The organism is Rhizobium sophorae (assembly GCF_013087515.1).
Classification (GTDB): Bacteria; Pseudomonadota; Alphaproteobacteria; order Rhizobiales; family Rhizobiaceae; genus Rhizobium; species Rhizobium sophorae.
This window is the reverse complement of sequence record NZ_JABFCN010000019.1, coordinates 91107-106743: the sequence shown is the minus strand read 5'-3', so window position 1 is coordinate 106743 and position 15637 is coordinate 91107. Positions and strand designations below refer to the sequence as shown.

Annotated in this window: 13 protein-coding genes; 2 read left to right on the top strand and 11 right to left on the bottom strand. The window is 62.2% G+C overall.

Annotated elements, in window-relative coordinates; translation table 11 throughout:
- Positions 1-18 precede the first annotated feature (18 nt).
- The 9 genes from pnp to rimP form a co-directional block, all read right to left on the bottom strand.
- The gene (pnp, locus tag G9X64_RS11790; protein ID WP_168317280.1) at positions 19-2157 is read right to left on the bottom strand and encodes a polyribonucleotide nucleotidyltransferase; all 2139 of its coding nucleotides are present in this window, start codon (positions 2155-2157) and stop codon (positions 19-21) included.
- A gap of 342 nt (positions 2158-2499) precedes the next feature.
- Positions 2500-2769, bottom strand: coding sequence for a 30S ribosomal protein S15 (rpsO, locus tag G9X64_RS11785; protein WP_003544317.1), 270 nt, complete (start codon positions 2767-2769; stop codon positions 2500-2502).
- A gap of 152 nt (positions 2770-2921) precedes the next feature.
- Positions 2922-3773, bottom strand: a complete 852-nt coding sequence (locus G9X64_RS11780) for an alpha/beta fold hydrolase (RefSeq protein WP_168312074.1) — start codon at positions 3771-3773, stop codon at positions 2922-2924.
- A 114-nt stretch (positions 3774-3887) separates the two neighbouring features.
- On the bottom strand, positions 3888-4820 hold the full coding sequence (gene truB / locus G9X64_RS11775) for a tRNA pseudouridine(55) synthase TruB (RefSeq protein ID WP_168312075.1): 933 nt from the start codon (positions 4818-4820) through the stop codon (positions 3888-3890).
- A gap of 13 nt (positions 4821-4833) precedes the next feature.
- Complete coding sequence (gene rbfA / locus G9X64_RS11770) at positions 4834-5238, bottom strand: 30S ribosome-binding factor RbfA (protein WP_129422267.1); 405 nt, start codon at positions 5236-5238, stop codon at positions 4834-4836.
- Positions 5239-5387: 149 nt separating this feature from the next.
- On the bottom strand, positions 5388-8141 hold the full coding sequence (gene infB / locus G9X64_RS11765) for a translation initiation factor IF-2 (protein ID WP_168312076.1): 2754 nt from the start codon (positions 8139-8141) through the stop codon (positions 5388-5390).
- A gap of 101 nt (positions 8142-8242) precedes the next feature.
- Positions 8243-8935: an RNA-binding protein gene (locus G9X64_RS11760; RefSeq protein WP_171376589.1), complete on the bottom strand. Its 693-nt coding sequence runs from the start codon at positions 8933-8935 to the stop codon at positions 8243-8245.
- On the bottom strand, positions 8932-10533 hold the full coding sequence (nusA, locus tag G9X64_RS11755; protein WP_168312077.1) for a transcription termination factor NusA: 1602 nt from the start codon (positions 10531-10533) through the stop codon (positions 8932-8934). The genes G9X64_RS11760 and nusA overlap by 4 nt, the downstream gene beginning before the upstream one ends.
- 60 nt (positions 10534-10593) lie before the next feature.
- Positions 10594-11199: a ribosome maturation factor RimP gene (gene rimP, locus G9X64_RS11750; protein WP_003544329.1), complete on the bottom strand. Its 606-nt coding sequence runs from the start codon at positions 11197-11199 to the stop codon at positions 10594-10596.
- A 198-nt stretch (positions 11200-11397) separates the two neighbouring features.
- Between rimP and G9X64_RS11745 the strand changes: the two genes are divergently transcribed.
- A complete protein-coding gene (locus tag G9X64_RS11745; protein ID WP_171376588.1) occupies positions 11398-13077 on the top strand; it encodes an MFS transporter in 1680 nt (559 codons plus the stop codon).
- A 23-nt stretch (positions 13078-13100) separates the two neighbouring features.
- A complete protein-coding gene (locus G9X64_RS11740) occupies positions 13101-13556 on the top strand; it encodes a GNAT family N-acetyltransferase (RefSeq protein ID WP_168317278.1) in 456 nt (151 codons plus the stop codon).
- 6 nt (positions 13557-13562) lie between these two features.
- Here G9X64_RS11740 and G9X64_RS11735 read toward each other — a convergent pair whose 3' ends face one another.
- A complete protein-coding gene (locus G9X64_RS11735; RefSeq protein WP_171376611.1) occupies positions 13563-14834 on the bottom strand; it encodes a lytic murein transglycosylase in 1272 nt (423 codons plus the stop codon).
- Positions 14835-15019: 185 nt separating this feature from the next.
- Positions 15020-15625 (bottom strand): recombination mediator RecR, encoded by a 606-nt coding sequence (recR, locus tag G9X64_RS11730; RefSeq protein WP_168317276.1) that lies wholly within the window; start codon positions 15623-15625, stop codon positions 15020-15022.
- Positions 15626-15637 lie beyond the last annotated feature (12 nt).

The following is a 15637-nucleotide window of genomic DNA, read 5'->3' as shown; positions in this document are numbered from 1 at the left end:
TTGAATCTGGAAGGCGGCTTATTCGGCCGCTTCTTCCTTCTTCTTCTCGTTCGGGATTTCCTGGCCGGTGGCCTGGTCGACGACCTTCATCGACAGGCGAACCTTGCCGCGTTCGTCGAAGCCGAGCAGCTTGACCCAGACCTTGTCGCCTTCCTTGACGACGTCCTGCGTCTTGGCAACACGCTCGGAAGCAAGCTGCGAGATGTGGACGAGACCGTCACGGGCGCCGAAGAAGTTGACGAAGGCGCCGAAGTCGGCGGTCTTGACGACCGTGCCTTCGTAGACCTGGCCGATCTCAGGTTCGGCAACGATCGAGTGGATCCACTTGCGGGCCGCTTCGATCTCCTTGCCGGAGGAGGAGGCGATCTTGACGGTGCCGTCATCCTCGATGTTGATCTTCGCGCCGGTCTTTTCGACAATTTCGCGAATGACCTTGCCGCCGGAGCCGATGACTTCACGGATCTTGTCGACCGGGATGTTCATGACTTCGATGCGTGGAGCGAATTCGCCGAGTTGGCCGCGGCTTTCGGTGATGGCCTTGGACATTTCGCCGAGGATGTGGGCACGACCGCCCTGGGCCTGGCCAAGGGCGACCTTCATGATCTCTTCGGTGATACCGGCGATCTTGATGTCCATCTGCAGCGAGGTGATGCCGTCGGCGGTACCGGCGACCTTGAAGTCCATGTCGCCGAGGTGGTCTTCGTCACCGAGAATGTCGGAGAGGACAGCGAAGCGATCGCCTTCCAGGATCAGACCCATGGCGATACCGGCAACCGGCTTTGCCAGCGGAACGCCGGCGTCCATCAGAGCGAGCGAGGTGCCGCAGACGGTCGCCATCGAGGACGAGCCATTCGACTCGGTGATCTCGGAGACGACGCGCAGCGTGTAGGGGAACTGCTCGGGCGTCGGCAGCATCGGACGGATCGCGCGCCATGCGAGCTTGCCGTGGCCGATTTCGCGGCGACCCGGGGAGCCCATACGGCCGGTCTCGCCAACCGAGTAGGGAGGGAAGTTGTAATGGAGCAGGAAGCGCTCCTTGTACATGCCCGTCAGGCTGTCGACATACTGCTCGTCTTCGCCGGTGCCAAGGGTGGCAACGACGATCGCCTGGGTTTCACCACGGGTGAAGAGCGCCGAACCGTGGGTGCGCGGCAGAAGACCGACTTCCGAAACGATCGGACGAACGGTTTCGAGGTCGCGGCCGTCGATGCGGCTCTTGGTGTCGAGGATGTTCCAGCGGACGATCTTTGCCTGCAGGTGCTTGAAGATCGCGCCGACTTCCTCGGGCGTGTACCGGGCTTCGCCTTCCTCGGGGAGGAAGTGTGCCTTCACCTTCGCCTTGACGGCGTCGACGGCGGCGTAACGGTCAGCCTTCTGGGTGATCTTGTAGGCTTCGCGAAGTTCACCTTCGGCAAGGCCGAGCATCTCGGTTTCGAGAGCGGAGTAGTCTTCCGGCTGGAAGTCGCGCGGCTCCTTGGCGGCCACTTCGGCGAGCTTGATGATCGCGTCGAGAACCGGCTGGAAGCCCTTGTGGCCGAACATGACGGCGCCGAGCATGACGTCTTCGTTAAGTTCCTTGGCTTCGGATTCCACCATCAGCACGGCGTCGTAGGTGCCGGCGACGACGAGGTCGAGGCTCGATTCGTCCATCTCGTCGAGATGCGGGTTGAGAACGTATTCGCCGTTGATGTAGCCGACACGCGCACCACCGACCGGGCCCATGAAGGGAACGCCGGACAGCGTCAGTGCTGCCGAGGTGGCAACCATCGACAGCACGTCGGGATTGTTTTCAAGGTCGTGCTGGATGACGGTAACGACGACCTGCGTGTCGTTCTTGTAGCCTTCCGGGAAGAGCGGGCGGATCGGGCGGTCGATCAGGCGGGAAACGAGGGTCTCGTTCTCGCTCGGACGGCCTTCACGCTTGAAATAGCCGCCGGGGATCTTGCCGGCCGCGTAGGTCTTTTCCTGGTAGTTGACGGTGAGTGGGAAGAAGTCCTGGCCGGCCTTCGGCGCCTTGGCCGAGACGACGGTGGCGAGAACGACGGTTTCGCCGTAGGTGGCGAGAACCGCGCCGTCGGCCTGACGGGCGATCTTGCCGGTTTCGAGCTTCAGTGGGCGGCCGGCCCACTCGATTTCCACTGTGTGTGTATCAAACATGTCTTGTCCTTCAATGCGGGAGCACGCGCCATCGCCGATTGTCAGGCGCAGCGCACAGTCGACCGCAATCAATGTGACGTATCACGGGCAAGACAACGGGAGGCTTTTCATCCTCAGTTTCCTCGGGCGAGAAACCGGGCCAAAGCTCATTGACAAGCCCTGGCCGAAAGCATCCGGCAATCCTGCCCCATGACAGGTCAACGGTTGGTTTGGCAGATACGGCCCATCCGGGTCTGCCGGTCGTTCCACCGCTAAAAGATAGGGCGCGGCTGGAACATTTCATCGGGAGCCTTGTCCCGAAACAGATGCGGCGGGCGCTCGGAAAGCGCCCGCCGGACAATCTTAGCGGCGGATACCCAGGCTGGTGATCAGCTTGGAATAGCGGCCTTCATCCTTCTTCTTGAGATAATCAAGAAGCGAGCGGCGGCTCGAAACCATCGTCAGCAGGCCACGGCGGGAATGGTTATCCTTCTTGTGGTCCTTGAAGTGTTCGGTCAGGTTGTTGATGCGTTCGGTCAGGATCGCGACCTGGACTTCCGGAGAACCGGTATCGCCTTCAACGGTCGCATATTCCTTGATCAGCGCAGACTTGCGCTCAGCAGTGATCGACATCGGGTGATCCTTTCTAAGAGGAGGAGATTAAAGTCGCCAAAAGCCGGGATGTCGTCCAGCTTTGGCCGTGAATGCAAACAGGCGTACCCGATGCTGGCGCTGCCTATAAACCAAATATGGATCGATGGAAAGAGGGGTCGTCCTTGGCGGCTTCAACGGCCCGCCATGGCGCCCCGGATCATCCCGTCATAGGCTGCAGGATCCTGCAGCATGGCGAAATGGCTCACATCTTTCAGGATGACGAGTTTGGCGCCCGGAATCTGTTTTGCCATCATTTCCGTATGGTCGAGCTTTACGGCTTCATCATGATCGCCGATGGCAAGTGTGACCGGCACCGAGATCTTGCCAAGATCGGCGGCCGTCCAGGTCGGCTGGGTTGCCCACATTTCGGAGATCTGCTTGACGAAGGCGTCGTATTCGTTCGGCGTCGGCGAAAGCTTCCGGTACTGCTCGCCGGCGACGTCGATGTAGTCGTTGAAGGTCTTATTGTCCATGACGTCAGCCTTGACGCCGTCTGTCGTGACGTTGGCTGCCTGGGCAATGACGCGAGTCAATTTTTCCGGGTGTTTCATCGCCATGTCGATGCCGATGATGCCGCCGTCCGACCATCCGACAAGCGTCACCTTGTCGATCTTCAGATAGTCGAGAAGTGCCACATAATCCGATGTCATCAGGTCATAGCCGAAGGGCTGCTGGCTGCGCGTCGAACGTCCATGGCCGCGGCTGTCGGCAACGATGACCAAGTGGTCCTTGGCAAAATCGGCGACCTGATGACCCCAGACCTCGGCATTTCCAAGTCCGCCGTGAATGAACAGGATGGGGTCGCCTTCGCCGTATTCGGCATAATACATCTTGATGTCGTTCACTTCGGCCATGCCGCTCGTCTTTGCCGCCGGCATCGAAGGAAAGGCCGGGAGCTCGGCCCAGCGCTCGGCGGATCGAGCGCCGGCGACGGCGAGAAACATCGAAAAGAACGTCAGGATTCCGATAGCAGTTCCACGCATGATCTTTCCCTCTGTCTGGCCCCCATGGCCCCTCGGGCCGCTATGGCCCGACAGGGAAGATATCGCATCGCTACCGGCTGACAATCGCTGTCGTTGTCAGAAAGCAAGATAGGCTCAGGCGAAAACCCGCTTCGGGCGAAACTCGCCCTGGCCGATCTCGCCGATCGCGATCAGCTTGCCGCGGGCCGTCGCATAGGCTTCGCTTTCGGCAACCGGCGCATCGCGGCCACGCACCAGGATCGGGTTGCCCATCTTCAGCCGGTGCGCCTGGTCGTCGTTGATGACGAGATGGGGCAGGGAGGATAGCGCTTCGCAGGTGTCGATCAGCAGCGCGTCGAGGGCCGCCAGGCGCTCGTCCATATCCTCAATCGCCTCCAGTGCCACGAGATCCGCGAGCGGCACCATGGCCTCTTCCGCGAACGGCGCGACGAAGGTGCGCCGCAGCCCGGACACATGGCCGTAGCAGCCGAGCTCGCGGCCGAAATCGCGCGCCAGCGCCCTAACATAGGTACCCTTGCCGCATTCCACTTCGAAATGCGCGCTGTCGGCGTCCGGGCAGGCGAGCAAGGTCAGCCGGAAGATATCGACCTCACGCGAGGGGATTTCGACGGTTTCGCCTTCGCGCGCCAGATCATAGGCGCGTTCACCCGATATCTTGATAGCGGAGAACTGCGGCGGCACCTGGCTGATGGTGCCGATATATCCAGGCAGGATATCGCGAATCTGCTGTTCGCTCGGGCGATTGTCCGAACTCTTGGTCACCTCGCCCTCGAGATCGTCGGTCGCGCGCTCCTCGCCCCAGCTCACCGTGAATTCATAGATCTTGCGGCCGTCCATCACGTAGGGAACGGTCTTCGTCGCGTCGCCGAGCGCGATCGGCAGCATGCCGGAGGCGAGCGGGTCGAGCGTGCCGGCATGACCGGCCTTCTCAGCCTTATAGAGCCACTTGATCTTGGAAACGGCTTCCGTCGAGCCGAAATCCACCGGCTTGTCGAGGATCAGCCAGCCGGAAATCGGCCGGCCCTTGGGTTTGCGTGGTTTGGACATGCGTCTCTTCTGTTTATTGTTCGTCATTATCGCCGTCGAGGTCGCGGCTCACCTCGGGCGAACGCAGCAGCTCGTCGATCTTCTTGTAGTTGTCGAAGCTGGTATCGTCGCGGAAGCGCACCTCCGGCATGTATTTCATCTGCCGGAGCTGCGGCCCGAGCCGGCCGCGGATGAACCTCGCATGGCGGTTCAGGGCCTCGATGACGATGCTGTGGTCGGAAACGCCGAGCGGCGTCACATAGGCGGTGGCGATCTTGAGGTCCGGCGACATGCGCACTTCCGAGATCGAGATCACGGTCGCCTCGATGACGTCGTCACGCACTTCGCCGCGCTGCAGCACCTGGGTGATAGCGGCGCGAACCTGTTCGCCAATGCGCAGCATGCGCTGTGAAGGCGCGGAAGAAGTTGCTCTGGTCATTGTTATCTCTATTTGCCGATGCGGCTGGGAATCGAACCCGTCAAAGGAGAGCGTCCATGACTCTTTTGGTCGAAAAGGTCAAGTCGGCAGATGCCCGAAAGCCATCCGCCGGTGGCGGATGGCTTTCGGAAAAGTTCAGGCGCAGTTGTTTAGAGCGTGCGCGTGATATGCTCGACGCGGAAGCACTCGATGACGTCGCCGGCGCGCATGTCCTCGTAGTTTTCGAAGGCCATGCCGCATTCCTGACCCATCGGCACTTCGGACACTTCGTCCTTGAAGCGCTTGAGCGTCTTGAGCTTGCCTTCGTGAACGACGACGTCGTTGCGGATGAGGCGGACGCCGGCACCACGTTCGACCTTGCCTTCGACGACACGGCAGCCCGCGACCTTGCCGACCTTGGTGATGTTGAACACCTCGAGGATCTCGGCATTGCCGATGAACGTTTCGCGCCGCTCCGGAGACAAGAGGCCTGACATCGCTGCCTTCACGTCATCCACGAGGTCGTAGATGATGTTGTAGTAGCGGATCTCGATGCCTTCGCGCTCGGCGAACTGGCGTGCTTGCGTATTCGCACGAACGTTGAAGCCGATGATGGCCGCGTTCGAGGCTTCGGCGAGCGAGATATCCGACTCGGTGATGCCGCCGGCGCCCGAATGGACGATGCGGGCACGGACTTCGTCGGTGCCGAGCTTCTCCAGCGCGCCGGCAATCGCTTCGATCGAACCCTGCACGTCGCCCTTGATGACCAGCGGGAACTCCTTGATGCCGACGCTCTGGCGCTGCATCATCATCTGTTCCAGCGAACCGCGCTGTCCCGACTGGCGGGCAGCCGCCTTGTCGCGGGCCAGACGCTGACGATATTCCGAGATTTCGCGGGCGCGGCTTTCGCTTTCCACCACGGCGAACTTGTCGCCCGCCTGCGGCGTGCCGGACAGGCCGAGAACCTCGACCGGCGTTGCCGGACCTGCTTCCTTCACATGGTCGCCCTTGTCGGTGACGAGAGCGCGCACGCGGCCCCAGACGTCGCCGGCGACGATGATCTGACCCGGACGCAGCGTACCCTTCTGGACGAGCACGGTCGCGACCGAACCACGGCCACGATCGAGCTGGGCTTCGATGACAGTGCCTTCCGCGGTTCGGTTCGCATTGGCCTTGAGATCGAGAATTTCTGCCTGCAGCAGGATCGCCTCGAGCAGCTTGTCGAGGTTCTTGCCGGTCTTAGCCGAAACCTCGACGTCAAGCACTTCACCGCCCATGGATTCCACGAAGACTTCGTGCTGCAGCAGCTGGTTGCGGACCTTCTGCGGATCAGCCTCGTGCTTGTCGACCTTGTTGATCGCCACGATGATCGGAACACCGGCCGCCTTGGCGTGGTTGATCGATTCGATCGTCTGCGGCATCACGCTGTCGTCGGCTGCGACGACCAGGATCGCGATGTCGGTCGCCTGCGCACCGCGGGCACGCATTGCCGTGAAGGCGGCGTGGCCGGGCGTATCGATGAAGGTGATCTTCTGACCGTTCTGCTCCACCTGATAGGCGCCGATATGCTGCGTGATGCCACCGGCTTCGCCGGAGACCACGTTGGCATGGCGGATGGCGTCGAGCAGGGAGGTCTTGCCGTGGTCGACATGGCCCATGATGGTAACGACGGGTGGGCGCGAAACCAGTTCGCCATCGTCGTCGGACACGTTGAAGATGCCGAGTTCGACGTCGGATTCCGACACGCGCCTGACCGTATGGCCGAATTCGCCGGCGATGAGTTCGGCAAGGTCGGCGTCGATGACGTCGCCCGGCTTCATCATCTGGCCTTCCTTCATCAGGTACTTGATGACATCGACGGCGCGTTCGGACATGCGCTGCGACAGTTCCTGAATGGTGATGGTCTCGGGCAGAACCACCTCGCGGGAGATCTTCTCGCGGGTTTCCTGCATCTGGCCGCGGCGGAACTTCTCCTGCCGGCGACGCATTGCCGAGAGCGAACGACCGCGGGCATTGTCCTCGCCGTCGACGTTGGCAGTGGTGATCGTCAACTTGCCGCGACGACGCTCTTCATCCGTCTTCGGACGAGTCGTGACCGGTTTTGCGGGTTCCGGGCGAACAACGCGGCCACGGACCGGACCGCCGCGCGCTGCGCCACGATCGTCGTCTTCCTTTTCCTCGCGACGGCCGCGAACGGCGCCGGGAACAGCAGCGCCGGGTGCCGGACGGGCAGCAGGCGCTCCGGCCGCATCGGGCCGGCGTGCGACCGGTGCCGACGATGCGGGCTGCGGCGGCCGTGGCGCGTCGGAGCGTGCTTCGGCCGGAGCCAGTTCTGCGGCTGCGGGTTCGGCAACAGCAGGTGCTTCAGCCTGCCGGATAGCCTCTTCAGCGGCCCTGCGGGCAGCTTCTTCTGCTTCGGCGGCCTTGCGGATCACCTCTTCGGCGGCACGGCGCTTTTCTTCCTCGGCGCGGCGGATCGCATCCTGGGCGTCACGCGCCTGGGAGTCGGCAAGCGCGCGGCGGCGGGCGTCCATCTCTTCCGGCGACAGATGGTTCAGCACCACCGGGCGCGGACGATCGTTCTGGCGCGGCGGCTGGTGAGACTGCTGCGGCGGACGTTGGTTCGTCTGGTTGTTGTTGCCCTGCTGAACCCGCGGTGCCGGCGTCGGCTGTTGCGGACGCGCCTGCACGGGTGCGGGCGCCGGTTCGGCTGCGCGGACGGGGGCCGCCGGAGAGACGGGCGTGATCGGCTTTTCATCTTCCGGGCGCATCGGGCGCCGCTTACGGGTCTCGACGACGACCGCCTTGGTGCGACCTCGACCCATATCCTGGCGAACGGTGCCCTGGCTCATCCCCGATGGTTTCAGGGTGAGTGTCTTTTTGCCCGCTACGCTGATTGTCTTGTCGTCGTTACTATCGGTCATTCGTTCCCGTTCCTTCGGACAGGGAGCGATGACTAGATCAGACCCTGTCGTTCAATACTGTCGATCAATGAGGATGGGACCGGCCGATGCCGGTGACCGCCTCATTGTTTTTGCCGGCCAGCGCCGCCCGCTGCCCGGGACTGACCGCCAATACGGTACTGTTCGAGCATCTTTGCGCGCTTCACTACACCTTCACCCGCCTGCCCTGCAAGCACTGCGGCATGGATAAAAGCATTCTGGCCCATCAGGCCTTCCATTTCGCTCTCCGAGAAGAGACGGAAGGAAGGTATCTCCTCCTCGGTCTCCATTCCGAGGTGCCAGGCCTTGCGGGCCTGGTCGATTTTCCGGACGCCGTCGTCCGCTGCGCCAGTCGCGTGGAACACCGCAAGGGCTGCTCCGCTTCTGACCGCGGCATCCACTTTCGCGGACCCGCTGACGAACTGGCCGGCTTTCCGCGCCATGTTCATCATCTGCATCAATTGCGCCGCGAGCAGCCGATCGACGCTCGCGCCGAGATCGTCCGCCGCCTTCACATCCATTTTCAGCGCGCGGGCGAAGAGCTTCTTCGCCACCGCCCTGTCGACCAGCGACCGGTCGATCTTCACCCAGCATCCGCGTCCCGGAAGCTCGCGCTTCAGATCGGCGACAACTGTTCCATCGGGAGCGGCGACGAAGCGGATCAGCTCTTCCGGCGATCCGCTTTCGCGCGTCACGATGCACATGCGTCCGTTCACGTCATAACCTGCAAGATCGTCGTCCTCGAGAGGAGCGTCCGGTTCATGCGCGGTCATCATGCTTCTTGTTCGGCTTCGGTGACCTCTTCTTCGGTCCCCTTCGCCAGGTCCTCTTGGGTGATCCAGCCAGCCGAAAGGCGGGCCTGGACGATCATCTGTTCGGCCTCGACGCGCGAAACGTCGAACTTCGAGAACAGACCCTCGAACTTCTTCGTTTCGCCGTTCTTGCGCTCTGTCCAACCGACGAGATCGTCGGCAGCGCAGCCGGCAAAGTCTTCAATCGTCTTGATGCCGTCTTCGCCGAGCGCCACCATCATCTGGGCGGTCATGCCGTTGATTTCACGCAGTTCGTCCTGGACACCGAGCGCCTTGCGCTTCTCGTCCATCTCGGCTTCGAGACGCTCGAGGAATTCGCGGGCGCGCTGCTGGATTTCCTGCGCCGTCTCCTCGTCGAAACCGTCAATCGAAGAAATTTCGTCGAGATCGACATAAGCCAGTTCTTCAACCGCGGCAAAACCTTCCGAAGCCAGAACCTGGCCGACCATCTCGTCGACATCGAGCGAATCCATGAACAGGTTGGTGCGCTCGTTGAATTCCTTCTGGCGGCGTTCCGATTCCTCGGCCTCCGTCATGATGTCGATATCCCAGCCGGTCAGCTGCGAGGCGAGGCGGACGTTCTGGCCGCGGCGACCGATCGCAAGCGACAGCTGCTCGTCGGGAACGACGACTTCGATACGCTCGGCATCCTCGTCGAGAACGACCTTGGCGACCTCAGCCGGCTGCAGGGCGTTGACGACGAAGGTCGCCGGATCTTGGCTCCACGGAATGATGTCGATCTTTTCGCCCTGGAGCTCGCCGACGACGGCCTGAACGCGTGAGCCGCGCATACCGACGCAGGCGCCGACCGGATCGATCGAGCTGTCGTTCGAGATCACCGCGATCTTGGCACGCGAACCCGGGTCGCGGGCGACCGACTTCACCTGGATGATGCCGTCGTAGATTTCAGGTACTTCCATGGTGAACAGCTTCACCATGAATTGCGGATGCGTGCGCGACAGGAAGATCTGCGGGCCGCGCTGCTCGCGACGGACATCATAAACATAGGCACGGACGCGATCGCCATAGCGGACGTTTTCGCGCGGGATCATTTCGTCGCGGCGGATGATGCCTTCGCCACGGCCGAGATCGACGATGACGTTGCCGTATTCGACGCGCTTGACGGTGCCGTTGACGATTTCGCCGGTGCGATCCTTGAATTCGTCGAACTGGCGGTCGCGCTCGGCTTCACGCACCTTCTGCACGATCACCTGCTTGGCCGACTGTGCGGCGATGCGGCCGAAATCCATCGGCGGCAGCGGATCGGCGATAAAATCGCCGAGTGCGGCGTCCGGGTTGCGATCGCGGGCCAGCTCCAGCGGGATCTGGGTCGAATAATCCTCGGCCTTCTCGACGACTTCGAGCAGGCGCTGCAGGCGGATTTCGCCGGTCTTCGGATTGATGTCGGCCCGGATGTTCGACTCGGTGCCGTAACGGGAGCGTGCCGCCTTCTGGATGGCATCGGCCATTGCGGCCAGCACGATCTCGCGGTCGATGACTTTTTCGCGCGCCACTGCATCTGCGATCTGCAGAAGTTCGAGCCGGTTCGCACTGACTGCCATTGTCTTGTTTCTCCGTCTTTACTCGCCGGGTTCCCGTCCCTGGAGCGGTCTGTTGATCGGTTATTCTTCGTCGTCCGCTTCGTTCTGATTGGCGGCCTGGGCTTTCGCCAGCTTGTCGGCGCGCAACGCGTCGCGGATCAGGTCGTCGGTCAGAATGAGCTTCGCATCGCTAAGCGCCGTGAAGGGAATGGTGACCTTCTGCTCTTCCCCATAGGCGATCTGGTCACGCTCAAGCGTGAAACCATCTGTGCCTGCTTCGACGATCTTGCCGCGGAAGCGTTTGCGATTGTCGATCAAGATCGACGTCTCGCATTTCACAAGGTGGCCCTGCCAGCGGACGAAATCGGATTTCCGCACCATCGGACGGTCGATGCCGGGCGAAGACACTTCCAGATGATACTCTTTATCGACCGGATCTTCCACATCGAGGACGGGAGAAATCGCCATCGAGACTTCTTCGCAATCCTGAACCGTCATCGTACCGTCGTTGCGTTCGGCCATGACCTGCATCGTCGCGCCGTTCTGGTTCATCATGCGGACGCGGATAAGCCGGAAGCCCAGGTCGACGAGAACGGGTTCGATGATATCGGCAAGACGCTGGTCGAGCCCGGTTTCGGTAATCAGCCGCGGCTCACGTTCATTGTCTGCGTTTGTCAGATCCGACAAGCGGTGCGCTCCTCGCAATTTCATGCTTTTTCGGCGATCGCGCTAATAAAAAAGAGCGGGTCCTTGCGGCCCACTCTTCATCAAGCGATCAAGAATTTGAGAGGCATATAGTCGGGTTTTTCCGAAATTGCAAGGTCTGCGACCGATTCGGCCAATTCGCTTCCGGCGGCGTGAACAGGCCTATGGCCAGCGCCGGTCTTGCGCATATATTGCCGTTGGCGCGCAATAACAAAAGCGGGAGAAATCGTGGCCTACACTTCGTCGACATTGGCGCCTCTGCGGCACGATGCCTACCGCACCATCTGGTTCGCGAGCCTTTCTTCGAATTTCGGCGGCCTGATCCAGGCGGTGGGAGCCGCCTGGATGATGACGACGATCACCGCCTCAGAGGACATGGTAGCGCTGGTGCAGACCGCGACGGCGCTGCCGATCATGCTGTTTTCGCTGATATCGGGTGCGCTGGCCGACAATTATGACCGCCGCCGGGTCATGCTGACGGCGCAGTGCATGATGCTCACGGTCTCGGCGCTGCTGACGGCCTCAGCCCTTCTCGGCTGGATCACGCCCTGGCTGCTGCTCTTCTTCACCTTCCTGATCGGCTGCGGCACCGCGCTCAACAATCCCTCCTGGCAGGCCTCGGTCGGCGACATGGTGCCGCGCGCCGATCTGCCGGCCGCGGTCACGCTGAACAGCATGGGTTTCAACATCACCCGCAGCGTCGGCCCGGCGATCGGCGGCGTCATCGTCGCCGCTGCTGGCGCGGCCGCGGCCTTCGCGGTGAATACGCTGAGTTACCTCGCCCTGATCTATGCCCTGCTGCGCTGGCGGCCAGCCGCGCCCGTCTCGACCCTGCCGCGAGAGGCGCTCGGCAGCGCCATCTTTGCCGGCCTGCGTTATGTCTCGATGTCGCCCAATCTCGAAAAGGTCCTCGTCAGAGGGCTGCTCTTCGGCATCGGCGCCAGCTCGATCCTGGCGCTGCTGCCGGTCGTCGCCCTCGATCTCGTTGCCGGCGGCCCGCTGACCTATGGTTTCATGCTCGGCGCCTTCGGTATCGGCGCGATTGGCGGCGCGGTGCTGAATGCGAGGCTTCGCCAGGTGCTTTCCAGCGAGGTGATCATCCGCCTCTCCTTTGCCGGCTTCGCATTGAGCGCGGTCATCGCAGCCGTGAGCCCGAGTGCCGTCCTCACCTCTGCCGGGCTGCTTGTTTCCGGCGCCTGCTGGGTCTCTGCACTATCGCTGTTCAACACCATCGTCCAGCTTTCGACGCCGCGCTGGGTGGTCGGCCGGGCGCTGTCGCTCTACCAGACCGTCACCTTCGGCGGCATCGCCGGCGGCAGCTGGCTGTGGGGCGTTGCCGCCGATCGCTACGGCGTCGCCGATGCGCTGCTGATGTCATCCGTCGTCATGCTGCTCGGCATCGCGATCGGCCTGCGTTTTTCGATGCCGGCCTTCGCCTCGCTCAATCTCGATCCGTTGAACCGCTTCACCGAACCGGCCCTCAGTCTCGACATCACGCCGCGCAGCGGCCCGATCGTCATCCAGGTCGATTACGAGATTGCCGATGATAACCTTGCCGAGTTCATGGAACTGATGGGCGAGCGCCGCCGCATCCGCATCCGCGACGGCGCCCGAAACTGGGCACTGATGCGTGATCTCGAAAATCCCAGCCTGTGGACGGAAACCTATCACACGCCGACCTGGGTCGAATACATAAGACACAACCAGCGGCGCACGCAGGCCGATGCCGAAAACACCGACAGGCTTCGTGCGCTTCATCGCGGCGAAGGTCCGCTGCATGTCCACCGCATGATCGAACGCCAGGCCATTCCACCGGGCGACGACGTCTTCCACAAGGCGCCGATCGATCTGCATCATTGAGACCAGGTGTGCAGAGGTTAAACATGTATAGATTCAGGCTCGCCCGCCAATCCGATCTGGCCGCCATCATCCGGCTTCTGGCCGATGACGATCTTGGCACCACCAGGGAGATCGTTTCGGATCCAGTCGACGCGCGTTATCTCTCGGCCTTCGCCGCGATCGAGGCGGACGCCAATCAGCTTCTGGCCGTCGCCAACGACGCTGCCGATCGGGTCGTCGGCTGCCTGCAGGTGAGTTTTGTTCCCGGTCTTTCGAGGACGGGCATGTGGCGCGGCCAGATCGAAAGCGTGCGTATCGCAAGCGATCTTCGCGGTTCTGGCCTCGGCGCACAATTCATCGAATGGGCGATCGCCCAATGCGCCGAGCGCGGCTGCGGATTGGTGCAGCTGACATCGGACAAGAGGCGAGGGGATGCGATCCGCTTCTACGAGAGGCTCGGTTTCGTCGCCAGCCATGAAGGTTTGAAACGCAATCTCTGAATCTGCTTACTTCAGCTTGCCCTTCATCGCAGCCTCCGGAAAGCATGTCGGCTTCATGCCGTTCTTTGCCTGCCACTGGCCGATCGAACGCCGGGTCTTGTAGCCCGGCAGACCGTCGGAACCGCCGACATCATAGCCCTGCCGTTCCAGCGCCTTCTGCATGGCGGCGACATCCGAGCGCAGCATCTTGCCGACATCGCCCCATCTGCCCTGGAAGGCGCCGCCGTTATAGGCGATCCGGTCGGCAAGATTGCCGATATAGAGCGCATAGAGATCGGAATTATTGTATTCCTTGATGATGTAGAAATTCGGCGTGACGATGAATTCCGGTCCGTCGCGGCCGGCCGGAACCAGCATCATGGCCTCAGCCTTCATTTCGCCGGAGGGAAAGCCCTTGCCGGAGATGCGGTCGATGCCGAGCGAGGCCCAGTGCGACAGTGGCTTTGCCAGATCAGGTCCCTCCTGCGCGCAGGAGACGGCCTCCGGTATCGACACCTCGAAGCCCCAGTCGCGGTTGCGCTGCCAGCCTTTCTTGACCAGGTAATTGGCGATCGAGGCGAGCGTGTCGGGCACCGAGGTCCAGATATTGCGGTGGCCGTCACCATCGAAATCCACGGCATATTTCAGATAGCTGGTCGGCATGAATTGCGGCTGGCCGAGTGCGCCCGCCCACGAACCCTTGAAGTTGGCAGGCGTGACGTCGCCGCCGTCGAGAATATGGAGTGCGGCCATCAGCTCGGTGCGGAACATCTCCTTGCGCGTCGACATGAAGGCCTTGGTCGCCAGCACCTCGATCGCCGAATTCGGGATCTTCGCCGCACCGAAGCCCGTCTCCCGGCCCCAGATGGCAAGCACGATCGAGCCCGGCACGCCATAGGTCTTTTCGATCCGCTTTAGCGTCGAGCCATATTGGGCGGCAAAGCCGCGTCCCGTTGCGGCAAGCTTCTTCAGTTGGTCTTCGTTGAAATAGGGAGCGGGCGAGGAAAATTCGGCCTGCGTCTGCTTCTGTTCCTTCGGCGGCGGGAAACCGGGCGGGGCGAGATCGGGCAGGTTCCAGTTCAGCGTGATGCCGGAGAAAGCGGCTTGAAAGACCTTCTCCGAAATGCCGTTCGCCTTCGCCTCCGGCCAGAGGTCGCTCTGCACCCATTTCTCGAACTGCACCTCGACATCGGCTTTCGAAGGAGCCGCGTATGAGGGGAGGGGGAGGAGAGCGGCGGTTATAGCGAGTGCGAATATCCGGAGCCGCCGTGGAACACCCCCCTCTGCCCTGCCGGGCATCTCCCCCACAAGGGGGGAGATCGGCAAGACGCGGCGGCCTGGCCAAATATTGATCGTGTGCCAAGCGGCTTCGGCCACTTGTGATCTTTGATCCGGGCGAGCGGGCGCTCCCAGCCAATCTCCCCCCTTGTGGGGGAGATGCCCGGCAGGGCAGAGGGGGGTGTGGTGCAACATACGAAAGCCTCTCATATCACCGTCCGCGCTCGAAGCGCGGCCGCAAGCGTGCCCTCGTCGAGATAGTCGAGCTCGCCGCCGACGGGCACGCCATGCGCCAGCCGCGTGATCTTCACGTCGAGCCCCTGCAACTGGTCGGTGATGTAATGCGCCGTCGTCTGCCCCTCGACCGTGGCATTGACAGCAATGATCAGTTCCCGGATGCCGCCTTCGCCGATCCGGTCGATCAGGCCGCGAATGTTGAGATCGTCGGGCCCGATCCCGTCGAGCGGCGACAGCGTGCCGCCGAGCACGTGATAGGCGGCGTTCATCGCGCCTGCCCGCTCCAGCGCCCAGAGATCCGATACGTCCTCGACGACGATGATGACGGATTGATCGCGTTGCGTGTCGGTGCAGACGATGCAGGGATCGACCGTATCGACATTGCCGCAGCGCGAGCAGATCTTCACCTTGTCATAGGCCTCGCCCATTGCATTCGACAGCGGGCCAAGCAGCTGGTCCTTCTTCTTGATCAGATGCAGTGCCGCCCGGCGCGCCGATCGCGGCCCGAGGCCCGGCACCTTCGCCAGAAGCTGGATGAGTTTTTCGATTTCGGGTCCGGTGACTCGTTTTGCCATGCGCCGTTCTTA